Here is a 14,367-nt window from a genome sequence, read left to right on the forward strand (position 1 = left end):
AGCGGACCGGGGCATTCCATGGAGCGGGTCAGCCGCGGTGGGCACCCGGCCACGGGCCCGGCGCGGGCGCGTCGGCCTCCTGCTCGACCTTGGTGTCGAAGAGCGTGAAGCCGCGCCGCCGGTAGTTGTCCATCGCGTGCTCCCCGTCCTTGGAGCAGGTGTGCAGCCAGACCCGCTCCGTCGGCGCGAGGCCCGGCCACCGCTCGGCCAGGTCCCAGGCGCGCGCGGTCGCGTACGAGAGGAGGTGGCCGCCGATGCGCCGCCCCCGGAAGGCGGGCAGCAGCCCGAAGTAGACGATCTCGACGACGCCCTCCGCCGCGTCCCCCTGCTCACCCCGCGCGGCCAGCTCCACGTACCCCGCGGGCGTCCCCCTGTCGTACGCGACCCACGTCTCCACGCCCGGCCGGTCCAGCAGCTTCTGCCACTCGGCGTAGGTGAGCGGGAGCCGATCGGTCCAGTGGATGTCCCCGCCGACGGACGCGTACAGGAACCTGCTGAATTCGGGCGAGGGCACTTCGGCGCGCACGATCCGGATGTCGCCGTCGGGTGCGGCGGCCGGGAGCAGGTCGGCGGGCGACGTCTGCTCCAGGGACCAAGTGGTGACAGTGAGACTCATGGGGCACAGAGAATCACGGGCCCGCGGGCGTCACGGGGTTGGGGGCTCGCGCGGGGGGCCGGGGGCTTTCACGGGGCGCGGGAGCCGTGCGGGCGTCGCTCAGGGTTCCGCCCCGTGCCGCGCCGCGCGGACCGCAGGCGCCATCGAGTGGGGCAGCAGGTCCACCGGACGCTCCGGCATGATCACCTCGACGTCGACGTCCTCGGGGAAGCGGTAGGGCCGGTGGGCGAGCAGACCGCCGAGGTAGCGCCGCACCCGGGAGAGCTCGGCGCGGACCGTCACCGTGCGCGCCGGGTCGCCGAACATGTCCTCGGCCAGGCCCGAAGCGGTGCGGCCCGTGCGGCAGGTGGCGAGCAGATAGAGCAGTTCCGCGTGGCGCGGGCTCAGGTCGTGGGTCCAGTCGCGGGCGCCGCCGAGCACCGCGAGCGTCCACCGGCGCGGGCTGCTGACGTCCAGGACGAGCCGGGTCGCGGCGACCGGGCGCGGCGTGTCGCCGGGGTCGTCGAGCCGCAGCAGCCAGCCCCCTGGCAGGGGTTCCGCCACGCAGGAGCCGAGCGAGGGGAGCCAGGTGCGGCCCGCGCCGAAGGCCTTGGGCAGAGCCAGGCGGTCCGCCGGAGGCATGCCCGTCACCGCGGCGGTCCAGCCGTGCACGTCCACCGCGAGCGCCCGCCCCTCGATCCTGGCGAGCACCGGGGCCGCCACCGCGCGCAGCCGGCCGAGCGCCGTCACGTGCCGGTCCCGCAGCCGGGCCTCGGCGAGCTTGGCCACCGAGTCGACCAGGGCGAGCGTGGCGGGGTGGACGGTCCGCAGCGGCCCGCTGACGTCGACGACGCCGAGCAGCCGGCCGTCGCGCGGATCGGTCACCGGGGCGCCCGCGCACGTCCAGGCATGGTGGGTGCGCACGAAGTGCTCGGCGGAGAACACCTGCACCGGTCTGCGCACCACCAGCGGAGTGCCTATCCCGTTCGTGCCGACGACGCTCTCCCCCCAGTCCGCCCCCAGTTCAAAGCCGAGCGAGTCCGCCTTGCGCAGCACCGCGGCGCTGCCCTCGCGCCACAGCACCCGGGCGTCCGCGTCGCAGACGACCATGATGTGCTGCGCGGCGTCCGCCACGGAGACCAGGGCGTCGCGCAGGACGGGCAGGACCTCCGCGAGGGGCGAGGCGCGGCGGCGCTTCTCCAGCTCCTCCTCACTGAGCAGCCGGGACCGGACGTCGCGGTCCGGGTCGACCCCGCCGAGCATCATCCGCCCCCACGAGTCGCCGATCACCGGGCGCGGCAGGACCCGCGGCCGCCGGCCGGAGAGCGTGGCGTCGCGCACCCCCGTCAGGAGCCGTGCGGCGTGCGCGAGGTCCATCCCGGCTATCCGCGCGAGGTCGATCGTCGGCGGGGCGTTCATGACCACTGGGTCCTTTCCGGCCAGACCAGTGTGTAGGGGGGCGTTCCATCGTGCCTCTTGGGCACGTCCCTGGGGGATGCATCGGCGAGGAAGCGGGCGGACGTCACAGCGAGTTGCAACCTCCTGCAACTCTGGCCAACGGCTGAGCGGTCCTCAAGTGTGGACGACAACACCGCCCGTGCGGTGTTCACGCTCCTCAAGGGGCCTGAGAGACGGGGGTGGTGCCGTGTCGGCGCGGCACCACCCCCGTATCGGCCCGGAGCGGCTCTAGAGCGCCGGAGCGGACCGCTCCACCACCGCGGCCAGATCCAGCGTGTGCGGCAGCGTGCCGAAGGCCGTGCCCCAGTCCCCGCCGAGCCGTGAGGCACAGAACGCGTCGGCGACCTCCGAAGGCGCGTACCGCACGAGCAGCGACCCCTGAAGCACCAGCGCCATGCGCTCGACCAGGCGGCGCGCACGCCCCTCGATGCCGTCGAGGTCGGCCAGTTCGGTCAGCAGGTCCTTGATCGCGCCGTCCAGGCGGTGGTCGGCGCCGCGCGCCGCCCCGACCTCCTGAAGGAACGCGTTGAGCGCCTGTGGCTCGCGCTGCAGCGCGCGCAGCACGTCCAGCGCCTGGACGTTGCCCGACCCCTCCCAGATGGAGTTGAGCGGCGCCTCGCGCAGCAGCCGCGGCATGCCCGACTCCTCCACATAGCCGTTGCCGCCGAGGCACTCCAGGGCCTCGCCGACCATGGGCGTGCACCGCTTGGTCACCCAGTACTTCGCGGCGGGCACCGCGAGCCGCAGGAACGCCCGCTCCTGCTCGCTCCCGTCGTCGTACGCCGCCGCGAGCCGCAGCGCCAGCGTCGTGGCCGCCTCGGACTCGAGGGCCAGATCGGCCAGTACGTTGCGCATCAGCGGCTTGTCGACGAGCTTGCCGCCGAACGCCTCCCGGTGCGTCGTGTGGTGCACCGCCTGCACCACGGCCTGCCGCATCAGCGCGGCCGAACCGATCACGCAGTCGAGCCGGGTCGCCGCCACCATCCCGATGATGGTGCGCACCCCGCGCCCCTCCTCGCCGACCCGGCGCGCCCACGTCCCGTCGAACTCGACCTCGCTGGACGCGTTGGACCTGTTGCCCAGCTTGTCCTTGAGCCGCTGGATGGCGAAGGCGTTCCGCGAGCCGTCCTCAAGGACCCGCGGCACCAGGAAGCAGGTCAGCCCCCGTTCGGCCTGCGCGAGCACCAGGAACCCGTCGGACATGGGCGCGGAACAGAACCACTTGTGTCCGGTGAGCGCGTACGTCCCGTCCTCGGCGAGCGCCTGCGCGCGTGTCGTGTTGGCCCGTACGTCGCTGCCGCCCTGCTTCTCCGTCATCCCCATCCCGAAGACGACACCGGCCTTCTGCGACGCGGGACGCAGCCCTTCGTCGTACACCGTCGAGGTGAGCCGCGGCTCCCACTCGGCGGCGAGCGCGGGGTCGGCGCGCAGCGCGGGCACCGCGGCGTGCGTCATCGAGACCGGGCAGCCGTGACCCCCCTCGGCCTGCGTCCACACCAGGAAGCCGGCGGCCCGCCGCAGATGTCCGCCGGGCCGCGACCAGGCGGCGGTGAGACCCGCGGAGACGGCCTTGCCGAGCAGCCGGTGCCACGCGGGATGGAAGTCGACCTCGTCGATCCGGTGGCCGTAGCGGTCATGTGTGTGCAGAACGGGAGGATTCTCATTGGCCTGATTTCCCCACCTCTGTGCCTGGGCGGAACCCGCGGAGCGGCCGAGGAGGGCGAGTTCGTCGCGGGCGGAATCCAGGAGCGCCGGGTCCAGATGCCGCTCGACGCCCTCCACGAGGGCCCGGTCGGACGTGAATACGTCATATCCCACCAGGGGCGGAGCCTGGTTGGTCACTGTGTGGGTGCTGGCTGCCATGCCGCTACGGTAAGGAGGTGCACCAGGCAAAAGAAACACCCGGGCGGCCCTCTGGCCGTTGGAAACGGGCCCGCGCTCTCTACCGGAACGTCTCCAAGCGCAGGACCGCCTGGCTGCTGCTCAAGGACACCGTCAACTCGTGCGTCGAGTACCGCATCCTGGGGCTCGCGGCCGAGGCGGCGTTCTTCACGCTGCTCTCCGTGCCGCCGCTGCTCCTCAGCCTGATCGGGTTGCTCGCCTACGTGGACCGGTGGACGGGCGCCGACACCATCGCCAGCGTCCAGAACAACATCCTGGAGGCGTCCCGCACGGTCCTGTCCGACAAAGGTGTCAGTCAGATCGCCGAGCCGATACTGGACGACGTGTTGCGGGTCAGCCGGCCCGACATCATCTCCATCGGCTTCCTCTTCGCGCTGTGGTCCGGCTCCCGCGCCGTGGCGGTCTTCATCGACACCATCACCGTGATGTACGGTCTCGACGGCGTGCGCGGCATCGTCAAGACCCGGATGCTGTCCTTCGGCCTGTTCATCGTGGCGCTGCTCATCGGCTCGGTCGCGCTGCCGCTGATGGTGGCGGGCCCCGACGCGGTGGTGAACCTGCTGCCGGGCTCCACGACGGTCGTCCAGATCCTCTACTGGCCGGTCGTCGTCATCCTCTCCGTCGTCTTCCTGACGACGCTTTACCACGTGTCCGTGCCGGTGCGTTCGCCGTGGGTGGAGGACATGCCCGGCGCGCTGATCGCGCTCGCCATGTGGGTGCTCGGCAGCTTCCTCCTGCGCATCTACCTCACCAGCACGGTCGAGGGCCCCACCATCTACGGCTCGCTCGCGGCCCCGGTCGCCGTGCTGCTGTGGATCGGCGTCTCGGCGTTCGCGGTCCTGGTCGGCGCCGCCGTCAACGCGGCCATCGACCGCGTCTGGCCGTCCGTCGCGACGAAGGCCGCGCGCGCCGCCAACGACCGCATAAGGGAGGCGCAGGCCGTGGAGGTGGTGGCCCGCGCGGCCGCCGCGCGCGAGGCGATGGCGGAACTCGACGACGACCCCGAGGACCCCGAGATGCCGTCCGAGTACCCCGAACGGTGGTCGCGCTTCCTGCCGCCGGACGACGTGTCGTCCCGGCTGCGTACGCCCCCGAAGCCCACGAAGCAGCCGAAACACGCGAAACGCAACGGTACGGGGAGCGGCGGAGACGGCTCCTGCGGCGGTTGAGGAGCGGGGCCTCGAAGCCCCGCGACCTCGCTCCGTCGGGCCCGGCCTCACCTCTTCCAGGTGCCCGCCGCGGCCTGTTCCCCGGCGAAGTCCGCGAAGTCCCTGGGCTCCCGGCCCAGCACCTCGCGTACCCCTTCCGAGAGCCTCGCGTTGCGGCCGTCGAGGTTCGTCTCGAACAGCTCCACCAGGAACTCCGCCTCCGCGGCCGGAATCCCGAACTCCGTGAGCGCCGCCCCGTAGTCGCGCGCCGGCACAGGGACGTACGCGATCTCCCGCCCCACCGCCGCCGCGACCTCCGCCACCGCCTGCCGGAACGAAAGCAGCCGGGGCCCGGTGAGATCGAGGATCCGGCCCGCGAACCGGTCGCCGCCCGTCAGCGCGGCGACCACCACATCCGCTATGTCCCGCGCGTCGATGAAGGGCTCAAGGACCTCACCGGCGGGAAAGACCAGCTCCCCGCCCCGCATCCCGTCCAGGAGCGGCCCCTCGCTGAGGTTCTGCGCGAACCAGCTGGCCCGCACGACCGTCCACCGCGCGCCCGCCTCCCGCACCGCCCGCTCCGTCGCGTGCGCCTGGGGCTCGCCCCGCGCCGAGAGCAGCGTGAGGTGCCGTACGCCGAGTTCGGCCGCCTGCCGCGCGAAGGCGCCGACCGTCTCGGCCGCGTGCCCGCTCACGCCGCTGGTCGCCGAGGAGATCGGCAAGGACGAGCCGGGCCAGTCCGTCTTCCTCGGCCGGCTCCTCGACCTGCCCCTGATCGCCGCGCTGCGCGCCTGGTTCTCCCGCCCCGAGGCGGCGGCGCCCGCCTGGTACCGCGCGATGGGCGACCCGGTCGTCGGCCACGCCCTGCGCCTGCTCCAGGACGACCCCGCGTACCCGTGGACCATCGCGGACCTCGCGGCGAAGGCGGGCGTCTCGCGGGCCGCGCTGGCCCGGCGGTTCGCGGAGCTGGTGGGGGAGCCCCCGATGACGTATCTGACCAACTGGCGGCTCGCGCTCGCCGCCGACCTGCTGCGCGACAGCGAGCTGACCATCGCCTCCATAGCCCGCCGCGTCGGGTACGGCAGCGCGTTCGCGCTCTCCGGTGCCTTCAAGCGGGTCTACGGGGTCAGCCCGCAGGAGCACCGAGGGCGCGGCGGCGTAGCCTTTCGCACATGATCCAGCAGACCGGCGCCGGCGCCCCGGCCCCGGGGGCCTACCGGGAGCGGCCGTCCCGGCTGACCGGCGCGGTCGTGTGGACCCGCGCCTCCTCGGACGCTCCCGGCGAAGGGCGCCGGCCGTCGCCCGTGCTGCCGGACGGCTGCATGGACCTGCTGTGGACCGAGGGCAGGCTGTTCGTCGCGGGCCCGGACACGCGTGCGCACGATCCCGGCGGCGGGCCCGGCCGGTATGTCGGCGTCCGCTTCTTCCCCGGCGCGGCCCCGGCCCTCCTGGGCGTGCCCGCGCACGAACTGCGCGACGTGCGCGTGGACCTCGCCGACCTGTGGGGCGCGGGCCGGGCGCGACGCCTCGCCGAGCGGGTGGACGCCGCGCGCGACCCGATGGCCGCCCTGGAGTCGGTCGCCGTCGAGCGTGCCGCCGACGCCGGGCCGCCCGACCCGCTCATCGCCCACGTCGTCGCCTCCCTCGCCGCGGGCGGCTCGGTCGACGGGGCCGCGGCGGCGGCCGGTGTCAACGTCCGCCTGCTGCACCGCCGTTCACTGCCCGCCTTCGGCTACGGCCCCAAGACGCTCGGCCGCATCCTGCGTCTGCAGCGGGCGCTCGCCCTGGCCCGCGGCGGGCTGCCCTACGCGGACACGGCGGCTGCCGCGGGCTTCGCCGACCAGGCCCACCTCGCCCGCGACGTCAAGGAGCTGACGGGCCTGGCGCTGACGCGGCTACTGGGCTGAGGCGGACGCCGACGGCGCGAAGAGGTCGACGCCGTTGCCGTCGGGGTCGAGCACGACGGCGTACCGCTGCCCCCAGAACGCGTCGAACGGCTTGAGTTCGCTCGGGTACCCGGCGTCCGTCAGGTCCGCGTGCACCGCGTCGACCCCGGCGGCCGTGGCGCAGTGGAAGGCGAGCCCGATCCGGCCCGCGGTCGCGGGCGGCCGCCAGCCCGGGTGGAAGGAGCGGACGGTGTCCTCCGTGTCGAAGGCGATGCGCACACCACCGGGAAGCGCGACCTCGACGTGCGGCGCGCTCTCCGATCCGGCGGGGAACTCCAGGCCGAGCCTGCGGTAGAAGGCGAGCGAGGCGGACATGTCCGAGACGACCAGACCGATCAGGCCGAAGCGGGGGGTGGGGGTGGCAGTGGGTGAGGTCGGTGTGCTGTTCATGCCGGCAGCGTAGGCAGGGGGCCGAAGGCCGGTCTTGAAGGAATCGGACACCTCGCCACCGGTACGCGGGCTCGTGCGGGCACCGGCACGACACCGGCACGGCACCGGCTCCGTCGACGCGTGTGGGTGAAGGACTACGGCACCCTGTTGACGGACGTCTACGTTCCGCTCCGGCGCGACCAGGGAGAACGCGAAACGGTGGCCGAGTGCCGCTGTCCCGACTGTCACGGCCTCCCGATCCCCGCTACGTTGGAGGACATGGACTATCCCGGTGACAACCGGCTCGCGGCGGCCGTCGTGGAGTTCCGCGGCCGCGTGCTGCTCGTGCGACGCAGCGAGACCGAGCGGTTCCTGCCCGGCGTCTGGGGCGTTCCGTGCGGAAAGCTGGAGCCGGACGAGAGCCCAAGGGACGGTGTCCTCAGAGAGCTCAAGGAGGAGACGGGGCTGCTCGGCCAGGTGCTCCGCAAGGTCGGCGAATCCTCCTTCCTCAGCACCTACCGCGGGCACGAGGTGAAGAACTGGCAGGACAACTTCCTGGTCCGCCCCCTCACCTTCGACGTGTCGCTGCCCCTGCCCGACCAGGAGCACCGCTGGCTCGCCCCCACCGACCTCGCGAAGGTCGAGATCGACGACTACAACCGCGAGATCGTCCGCCAGGCCTGCGGCTGAACGCCGACCCGGCACCGCTCCGGCCGTCAGCCCTTCAGCCCAGCAGATCGGCCAGCGCCGAAAGCTCCGCCAGGTAGTCGTTCACTTCGAGCGGCTTCTTCGCCACCGCGCGCCCGGCCGCCTGCGTGCCCGGGACCTCCACGTCGCCGTCCGCCTCCGTGCCGGGACCGGTGAACACGTCCGTGTACCGCCGCCGCCCCGCCCCCGTCTCCACGAACAGCGTGACCGTCGGCCCCGACGAGGCGCACCAGGCGCGGTGCAGGACGTGCGGCGGCAGCGCGTAGCCGCTCCCCGCCGCGTACCGCGCGCTCTGCGTCAGGCGCAGCCGCGCCCCGCCCGCGGGCTCAAGGAGCCAGTCGGCCTCCCCGCCCGAGAGGGACTCCCGGTACCAGGCCGTGGCGACCCCCTCGGCCGCGCCGGGGTCCACCGGCTCGTACAGCTCCATGCCGAGCGCGCCCCGCACCACGCAGGAGGCCAGCGGGGAGCGGTGGTTGTGGATGTCCTCCCGCGTGCCCCGGCCGGGATGCCACACGTGGGCGCGCAGCATGTGCCGCGGCCCGCCGTCGATGAGCAGCAGCTTGTCGAAGCCGAGCACGTGGCGGTACGAGAGCGACGCGCACCCCGCGGGGTCGCCGACGCCGGACGCCAGCTCCCGGACCAGCGGCAACAGCAGCCCCGGGGCGGCCAGTTCGGTCACGGCCGCGCGGGCGGCCCGCACCAGCTCGTCACCGGCCGGACCGTCGAGGAACTTCGTCAGGAGACGCCTGGCGTCGTGGACGTGCCGACCACCCAATGCACTCTCCCCTCGTCCGCGCGCACGCGCCGCGCCGGGGGCTCAGATCCCCGGCTGATACATCCATACGGCATGTGCCCGCAGTGCGGAAAGGCCTTGATAGGTCATCCACAGCGGGTGGGCGAGATCGCCACCGTCCCACGTCCAGATCCCGTTCTCCTGCTGCCGCCACACACAGGCGGCGGCGCCGGACAGCATTTCCTGCCAGACGGCCGCCCGGTCCTCGTCGGCGGCGACCGCTGGGGCGCCCGGCGTGAGCAGCGCCCGTACCACCCAGGCCGCCGCGAAGTGCCGTACGGAGAGCACCTCGTGGCGCGAGGCGTCGACGGGGTGCTGGCGGCGCACCGTCTCGTGGCCGCTCTCCAGGTCGTCGCAGCCGTCGTGCGCGGCGCCGGGGCAGGAGAGCAGCCAGCGGATGCCCTCCTCGCGCGTGGCCCGCGCGTTCGTGTCCTCGCCGAGCACCCGCGCCGCCCGGTCCAGGGCGACGACGGCCTGCGCGGTGTGCACGGCGGACGGCGCGACCGCCCTGCCGTGCGGCGGCGTGAGCCGGGAGCCCCAGCAGCGCCGGTGCCCGCGCGCCGGATCGGTGACGGCCCCGTCGACCAGCGCGTCCCGAAGCAGCGGCAGGGCGGGCGAGTCGGGCGCGGCGCGCAGCAGTCCGCGCAGGACCGTGGTGACGACATGGGTCAGCTCGGTGCCCGCGGGCTCGAGGTCGCGGCTGAACCGTTCGGTGCACCGCTCCGCCTCCGCGGCAAGCAGCCGGGGGTCCGCGCCCGCCCGCGCGAGCGCGCCGAGCACGAGGCCGGTCACCTCGGGCCTGCCGACCGCGCCCTGCGAGCGGGCCGCCCAGCCGCCCTCGGGCAGCCGCAGCCGCCAGAGCGTCTCCACCAGCTCCGCCGCGCGCAGCCGCCCGTCCGGCATGCCGAGTTCGAGGACGATGTGCAGGCCGTACGCGGTGCCCGTCGGCGTGGGCCGCACCGGGCCCGGCTGCTCGTCGAGGGCGTGGGGCCAGCCCTTGAGGCGGCCGCGCAGCGGATCGTCGAGAACGGTCAGACGGTCGGCGAGCGTCGCGTACGCGGCGGCGGAGAGCCCCGGCAGCGGGCCGGGCGCCGGGTCCCCCGCGCCCGGCGCCGCGGCGCCCGTCGAGGGCCGGCGGGGCGACGGCACGCCGTCCAGGGCGCCGCCAGGTCCGTCGGCCGCCGCCGCCCTGGCCCGCAACAGCGCGCCGGCCAGCCAGGCGGCGATGCCCGTCCCGGCGCCGCTGACCACGGCGAGCGCGTAGCGCGCCGTGTCCCCGAAGAGCCCGCCGGGCAGCAGACCCACCAGGGCCTGGAACACGGCGTAACCCAGGGCGAGCGGGCCGAACCGGCCCAGCCACGCCACCAGCCGCCCGGACGGCGGCTCGGGCGGCGGCGGGGCCGGTGGCCCGGGTGGCACGGGACGCCCGGCGGGGTCTGTGCTTCCACGCATGGGTGCTGTAGGCATGAACTTCACCTACCCATAAGACACTTGTGACGAAAGGGAGTGGGCACTGTGCCCGGTTCGGAACCGACAGCGGACCTCACCGGCTGGAGCAGGGCCCCGTTCACCGGGGCGGGCATCACGCATGACGTCCATGAGAAGGGGACAGGCCCCGGTGTCGTGCTGGTTCCCGAAATCCCCGGTGTCCACCCGGGAGTGCTGGGCCTCGGCGAGCACCTGGTGAAGGAGGGCTTCACCGTCGCGATCCCGTCGCCCTTCGGCGAACCGGGCCGCCCTGTCTCCGTGCCGTACGCGCTGAACGTCTTCCCCCGCGCCTGCATCTCCGCCGAGTTCCGCGCGTTCGCGACCAACGCCCGGCGCCCCTTCGCGGACTATCTGCGTGCTCTGGCCCGCGACCTGGCCTCCCGTACCCCGGCGCCTGGCGTCGGCGTCATCGGCATGTGCTTCACCGGCGGCTTCGCGCTGGCCGCCGCCACGGACGACTCCGTCATCGCCCCCGTACTCAGCCAGCCCTCGCTGCCGCTGCCCGTCAGCGGCGCCCGCAAGGTCGACCCGGGCATGTCCCGCGCCGAGTTCGACACGGTCGTGGCCCGCACCAGGAACGAGGGCCTGTGCGCGCTCGGCCTGCGCTTCACCGAGGACAAGCTGGTGCCGGGCGACCGCTTCGCCACGCTCCGCCGTCACCTGGGCGACGCGTTCGAGGTCATCGAGCTCGACTCGTCGCCCGGGAACGCGGCGGGCTTCGCCAGGACGGCGCACTCCGTCCTCACGGAGGAGGTCCGCGAGGAGCCGGGCCACCCCGCGTACGCCGCGCGCGAGCGGGTCGTCGCATTCCTGCGGGAGCGGCTGACCCCCGTCGGCTGAACGCCCGCTCCCGGTGCCCCTCTTCACCCGTCCGTGCGCGAGAAGACGCAGGTGAGCCCGAACGGCCCACGCTCCGCGCGGAGTTCGTGGTGCGGCAGTACGCCGGGGCCGCACGACTGGGTGCCGATGCCGTGCCGGGCGATGTCGAGGTTGACCCAGACGGTGTCGCCGGGGGTGAGGTCGGTGCGGTGCCGGGCCGCGTCGAGCTGCTCGGTCGTCCAGCGGCGCGCGGTGAACGCGGGCGAGTCGTCGGTCTCGACGCGGAGCCCGCCGACCTCGGCCCAGCGGATGTCCGCGCGGGCGCCGTTCTCCTGCGGCCGCACGTACGGGGTCTGCAGCGCGGCGACGTCCGCCTCCCAGACGCCGGTCCGGGAGGCGGCCGCCGTGTCCGGGTAGGCCTCGCCGGGGCCGCCGCCGAACCACCGCACCCGGTCGCCCGCGCCGGGCAGCCCGAAGCGGATGCCGACGCGGGGCAGCGGCACGTCCCAGTCGCCCTCGGGTGTCACGGTCATCCGCAGCAGCAGCACGACGCCGTTCGACGCCCAGTGGTACTCCGTGCGCAGCGCCAGGTCGCAGGCCGCGGGCGCCACCCGGGTGCGTACGGTCAGCCCGTCGTCGGTCAACTCGACGGCCTCCACGCGGTGCCGCATCCGGTCGAGGCCCCGCGCGCGCCAGCGGGCGGCCACGGACGGCTCGGGACGCCAGGGCATGCCGTTGTCGTTGTCGGTCGGGGCCCGCCACACGTCCAGGCGCAGCTCGCTGATCTCGCGGTCACGGAAGGCGAGGAGCCTGCCGGTGCGGGCGTCGAAGGTCGCGGCGCCGAGCGAGATCCGGCGCCCCGCCGCGCCCCGCTCCGGTGCCGCGCCGCCCGGCAGGGGCAGGTCCATGCCCCATTCGACGGGCAGTTGGGCCCACGCCACCTCGTGCCCTGCGGCCGCCCACGCGGTGTCCTCGGCGAGCACCGCCCGCACCGTCCACTGGGTCTCGGCGTCCGGGTCCCGGCGCGGCGCGGGCGGCAGCTTCACCTGCGTACGCCCGCCGGGCCCGACCGGCGGCACCGGGAGCACGCCGTCCGCGACCGTTCGGCCGTCCTTCTCGAACGACCAGGTGAAGACGAGGCCCGAGAGGTCGGCGAAGTCGTGGAGGTTGGTGATCGTGACCGTTCCGGCCCGGCCGTCGCCCTCGATCCTGACCGGCTCGATCACCTTCTTGTACTCGATCAGGCCGGGGGACGGCGTCCGGTCGGGGAAGAGCAGGCCGTCGCAGACGAAGTTCCCGTCGTGCAGCTCCTCGCCGAAGTCGCCGCCGTACGCGTAGCCGTACGCGGGGTGCGCGATGCCGTGGTCGATCCACTCCCAGACGAAGCCGCCCTGGAGCCGCTCGTAGGTCTCGAAGAGCCGCTGGTACTCGCTGAGCCCGCCGGGGCCGTTGCCCATGGCGTGCGCGTACTCACAGAGGATGAACGGGAGTCGGCGGCGGTGTTCGGGGCCCTCGTCCTCGCCCCGCCCGATGCGTTCGACCTCGGCGTGGTCGGCGTACATCCGCGAGTACACGTCGGTGTCCGCGCAGGACCTGTCGCCCTCGTAGTGCAGCAGCCGGCTGCCGTCCCGCGCCCGGATCCAGTCGGCCACGGCGGTCAGGCCGCGCCCCGTCCCGCACTCGTTGCCGAGCGACCAGAGGACGACCGACGGGTGGTTCTTGTCGCGCTCGACCATGCGGGCCGCGCGGTCCAGGAGGGCGGGCGTCCAGCGGTCGTCGTCGACGGGGTTGCCGCGCCATCCCACCGCGTGGAAGCCGTGGGTCTCCAGGTCGCACTCGTCGATCACCCACAGGCCGAGCTCGTCGCAGAGGTCGAGGAAGGCGGGGTGGGGCGGATAGTGGCTGGTGCGGACGGCGTTGATGTTGTGACGTTTCATCAGGAGGACGTCCGCGCGCATGGTGTCGAGGCCGAGGGTGCGGCCCGTCCCGGGATGGAACTCGTGGCGGTTCACGCCCCGGAAGAGCACCGGGCGGCCGTTGACCGTGATGACGCCGTCCTCGACGGCCACCGTGCGGAAACCGACACGCAGCGCGATGCGCTCGCCGGGCGTCGCCAGCGTCGCGTCGTACAGCCGCGGCGTCTCGGCCGTCCACGGCTCCACGGCCACGGTGACCTGCTCCCCGGTCGGTACGTCGATGCCCAACTCGACGACGGTGAGCCGCCCTTGGACCTCGGAGTCGACGCGCAGCGTGCCCGTCCCCGCGCGATGGTCGTACGCGGCGTGCACGAAGAAGTCGCGGGCGCAGCCCTCGGGGCGGTGCAGCAGCGTCACGTCCCGGAAGATGCCCGGCAGCCACCACTGGTCCTGGTCCTCCAGGTACGATCCGGCGGACCACTGGTGGACGCGGACCGCGAGGACGTTGCCCGCGGGGCGCAGCAGCTCGCCGACGGCGAACTCGTGGGGGAGCCGGGAGCCCTTGAAGTCGCCCAGCTCCGTGCCGTTGAGCCAGACGCGGGCGCAGGACTCGACGCCGTCGAAGCGCAGCACGGCCGCGCCGTCGCGCGGCCAGTCGGCGGGCAGGTCGAAGGTGCGCAGATGGTCGCCGGTCGGGTTCTCGGTGGGTACGCGCGGCGGGTCCACCGGGAACGGATAGAGCTGGTTGGTGTACTGGGGCGCGCCGTGGCCCTGCAGCACCCAGTGGCCGGGGACCGCGATCTCGTCCCAGGTGTCCTCGGCGCCCGGGGCGTCGCAGTCGTACCCCTCGGCGGCGAAGGTCTCGTCCTCGGCGTCGGCGGTGGGGGAGAGGCGGAAGCGCCAGCGGCCGTTGAGGGAGAGGGTGGCGGCGTCGGAGGCCGCGTACCGGGCGCGGGGCGGCAGGCTGCCGGTGCCGGGGGACACGTCCTCGTGGTGGGGAAGCTCCATGCGTTCCATCAGACCGCGCGGGGGCCGGGGGCCGCCATCGTTCGGGGCGGGGAGTCGTTGGATTCTCGGTCGGTGGCTTGGACGCGACGCTGGACGGATACGGAAATCGTGGTGCGGCCGGGCCTTGGCAGCGAATTTCGTCGTACTCTGGCTTCGTCCGCGCGATATCGGTAACTTGTCGCGTCGTGAACCATCACCCCGAACAGCCGCCGCCCCG

General features: G+C 73.9%; 12 protein-coding genes and 1 pseudogene. 5 read left to right on the plus strand and 8 right to left on the minus strand.

Features of this window, described 5'->3' with window-relative positions; all coding sequences use genetic code 11:
• Positions 1-28 precede the first annotated feature (28 nt).
• From AC07DI_RS15675 to AC07DI_RS15685, 3 genes are all read right to left on the minus strand, one after another.
• Complete coding sequence (locus AC07DI_RS15675; protein ID WP_478904856.1) at positions 29-616, minus strand: GNAT family N-acetyltransferase; 588 nt, start codon at positions 614-616, stop codon at positions 29-31.
• Between the two features lie 99 nt (positions 617-715).
• The gene (locus AC07DI_RS15680; RefSeq protein ID WP_478904857.1) at positions 716-2,014 is read right to left on the minus strand and encodes a GAF domain-containing protein; all 1,299 of its coding nucleotides are present in this window, start codon (positions 2,012-2,014) and stop codon (positions 716-718) included.
• 267 nt (positions 2,015-2,281) lie between these two features.
• Positions 2,282-3,916 (minus strand): acyl-CoA dehydrogenase family protein, encoded by a 1,635-nt coding sequence (locus AC07DI_RS15685; RefSeq protein WP_478904858.1) that lies wholly within the window; start codon positions 3,914-3,916, stop codon positions 2,282-2,284.
• Between the two features lie 17 nt (positions 3,917-3,933).
• Here AC07DI_RS15685 and AC07DI_RS15690 point away from each other — a divergent pair, with 17 nt between their 5' ends.
• On the plus strand, positions 3,934-5,124 hold the full coding sequence (locus tag AC07DI_RS15690) for a YihY/virulence factor BrkB family protein (protein WP_384248482.1): 1,191 nt from the start codon (positions 3,934-3,936) through the stop codon (positions 5,122-5,124).
• Between the two features lie 47 nt (positions 5,125-5,171).
• On the opposite strand, the gene AC07DI_RS15695 is transcribed toward AC07DI_RS15690, so the two are convergent.
• Positions 5,172-5,675: a Rossmann-fold NAD(P)-binding domain-containing protein gene (locus AC07DI_RS15695; protein ID WP_478904859.1), complete on the minus strand. Its 504-nt coding sequence runs from the start codon at positions 5,673-5,675 to the stop codon at positions 5,172-5,174.
• 112 nt (positions 5,676-5,787) lie between these two features.
• Here AC07DI_RS15695 and AC07DI_RS15700 point away from each other — a divergent pair.
• Positions 5,788-6,279, plus strand: a pseudogene (locus tag AC07DI_RS15700) (helix-turn-helix transcriptional regulator); the annotation flags it as partial.
• A complete protein-coding gene (locus AC07DI_RS15705; protein WP_478904860.1) occupies positions 6,276-7,010 on the plus strand; it encodes a helix-turn-helix domain-containing protein in 735 nt (244 codons plus the stop codon). The pseudogene AC07DI_RS15700 and the gene AC07DI_RS15705, both read left to right, overlap by 4 nt.
• Here AC07DI_RS15705 and AC07DI_RS15710 read toward each other — a convergent pair.
• The gene (locus AC07DI_RS15710; protein WP_478904861.1) at positions 6,999-7,439 is read right to left on the minus strand and encodes a VOC family protein; all 441 of its coding nucleotides are present in this window, start codon (positions 7,437-7,439) and stop codon (positions 6,999-7,001) included. The genes AC07DI_RS15705 and AC07DI_RS15710 overlap by 12 nt on opposite strands.
• A 258-nt stretch (positions 7,440-7,697) precedes the next feature.
• Between AC07DI_RS15710 and AC07DI_RS15715 the strand changes: the two genes are divergently transcribed.
• Positions 7,698-8,108, plus strand: coding sequence for an NUDIX hydrolase (locus AC07DI_RS15715; RefSeq protein WP_384248474.1), 411 nt, complete (start codon positions 7,698-7,700; stop codon positions 8,106-8,108).
• A 34-nt stretch (positions 8,109-8,142) separates the two neighbouring features.
• Here AC07DI_RS15715 and AC07DI_RS15720 read toward each other — a convergent pair whose 3' ends face one another.
• Together AC07DI_RS15720 and AC07DI_RS15725 are read right to left on the minus strand one after the other, a co-directional pair.
• Entirely contained in the window at positions 8,143-8,901 is a 759-nt protein-coding gene (locus AC07DI_RS15720; RefSeq protein ID WP_478904862.1) for a cupin domain-containing protein, read from the minus strand.
• A gap of 42 nt (positions 8,902-8,943) precedes the next feature.
• Entirely contained in the window at positions 8,944-10,371 is a 1,428-nt protein-coding gene (locus AC07DI_RS15725) for a prenyltransferase/squalene oxidase repeat-containing protein (protein ID WP_478904863.1), read from the minus strand.
• Positions 10,372-10,434: 63 nt separating this feature from the next.
• Between AC07DI_RS15725 and AC07DI_RS15730 the strand changes: the two genes are divergently transcribed.
• Positions 10,435-11,247, plus strand: a complete 813-nt coding sequence (locus AC07DI_RS15730) for a dienelactone hydrolase family protein (RefSeq protein ID WP_478904864.1) — start codon at positions 10,435-10,437, stop codon at positions 11,245-11,247.
• Between the two features lie 23 nt (positions 11,248-11,270).
• Here the strand turns inward: AC07DI_RS15730 and AC07DI_RS15735 are convergent, their stop codons facing one another.
• Positions 11,271-14,150, minus strand: coding sequence for a glycoside hydrolase family 2 TIM barrel-domain containing protein (locus tag AC07DI_RS15735; RefSeq protein WP_478904865.1), 2,880 nt, complete (start codon positions 14,148-14,150; stop codon positions 11,271-11,273).
• Positions 14,151-14,367 lie beyond the last annotated feature (217 nt).

The organism is Streptomyces sp. NPDC044106 (assembly GCF_056433985.1).

Coding starts and splice junctions, on each gene's coding strand:
- AC07DI_RS15675 (WP_478904856.1), bottom strand. CDS start 616: ATGAGTCTCACTGTCACCACTTGGTCCCTGGAGCAGACGTCGCCCGCC.
- AC07DI_RS15680 (WP_478904857.1), bottom strand. CDS start 2,014: ATGAACGCCCCGCCGACGATCGACCTCGCGCGGATAGCCGGGATGGAC.
- AC07DI_RS15685 (WP_478904858.1), bottom strand. CDS start 3,916: ATGGCAGCCAGCACCCACACAGTGACCAACCAGGCTCCGCCCCTGGTG.
- AC07DI_RS15705 (WP_478904860.1), top strand. CDS start 6,276: ATGATCCAGCAGACCGGCGCCGGCGCCCCGGCCCCGGGGGCCTACCGG.
- AC07DI_RS15710 (WP_478904861.1), bottom strand. CDS start 7,439: ATGAACAGCACACCGACCTCACCCACTGCCACCCCCACCCCCCGCTTC.
- AC07DI_RS15715 (WP_384248474.1), top strand. CDS start 7,698: ATGGACTATCCCGGTGACAACCGGCTCGCGGCGGCCGTCGTGGAGTTC.
- AC07DI_RS15725 (WP_478904863.1), bottom strand. CDS start 10,371: ATGCGTGGAAGCACAGACCCCGCCGGGCGTCCCGTGCCACCCGGGCCA.
- AC07DI_RS15735 (WP_478904865.1), bottom strand. CDS start 14,150: ATGGAGCTTCCCCACCACGAGGACGTGTCCCCCGGCACCGGCAGCCTG.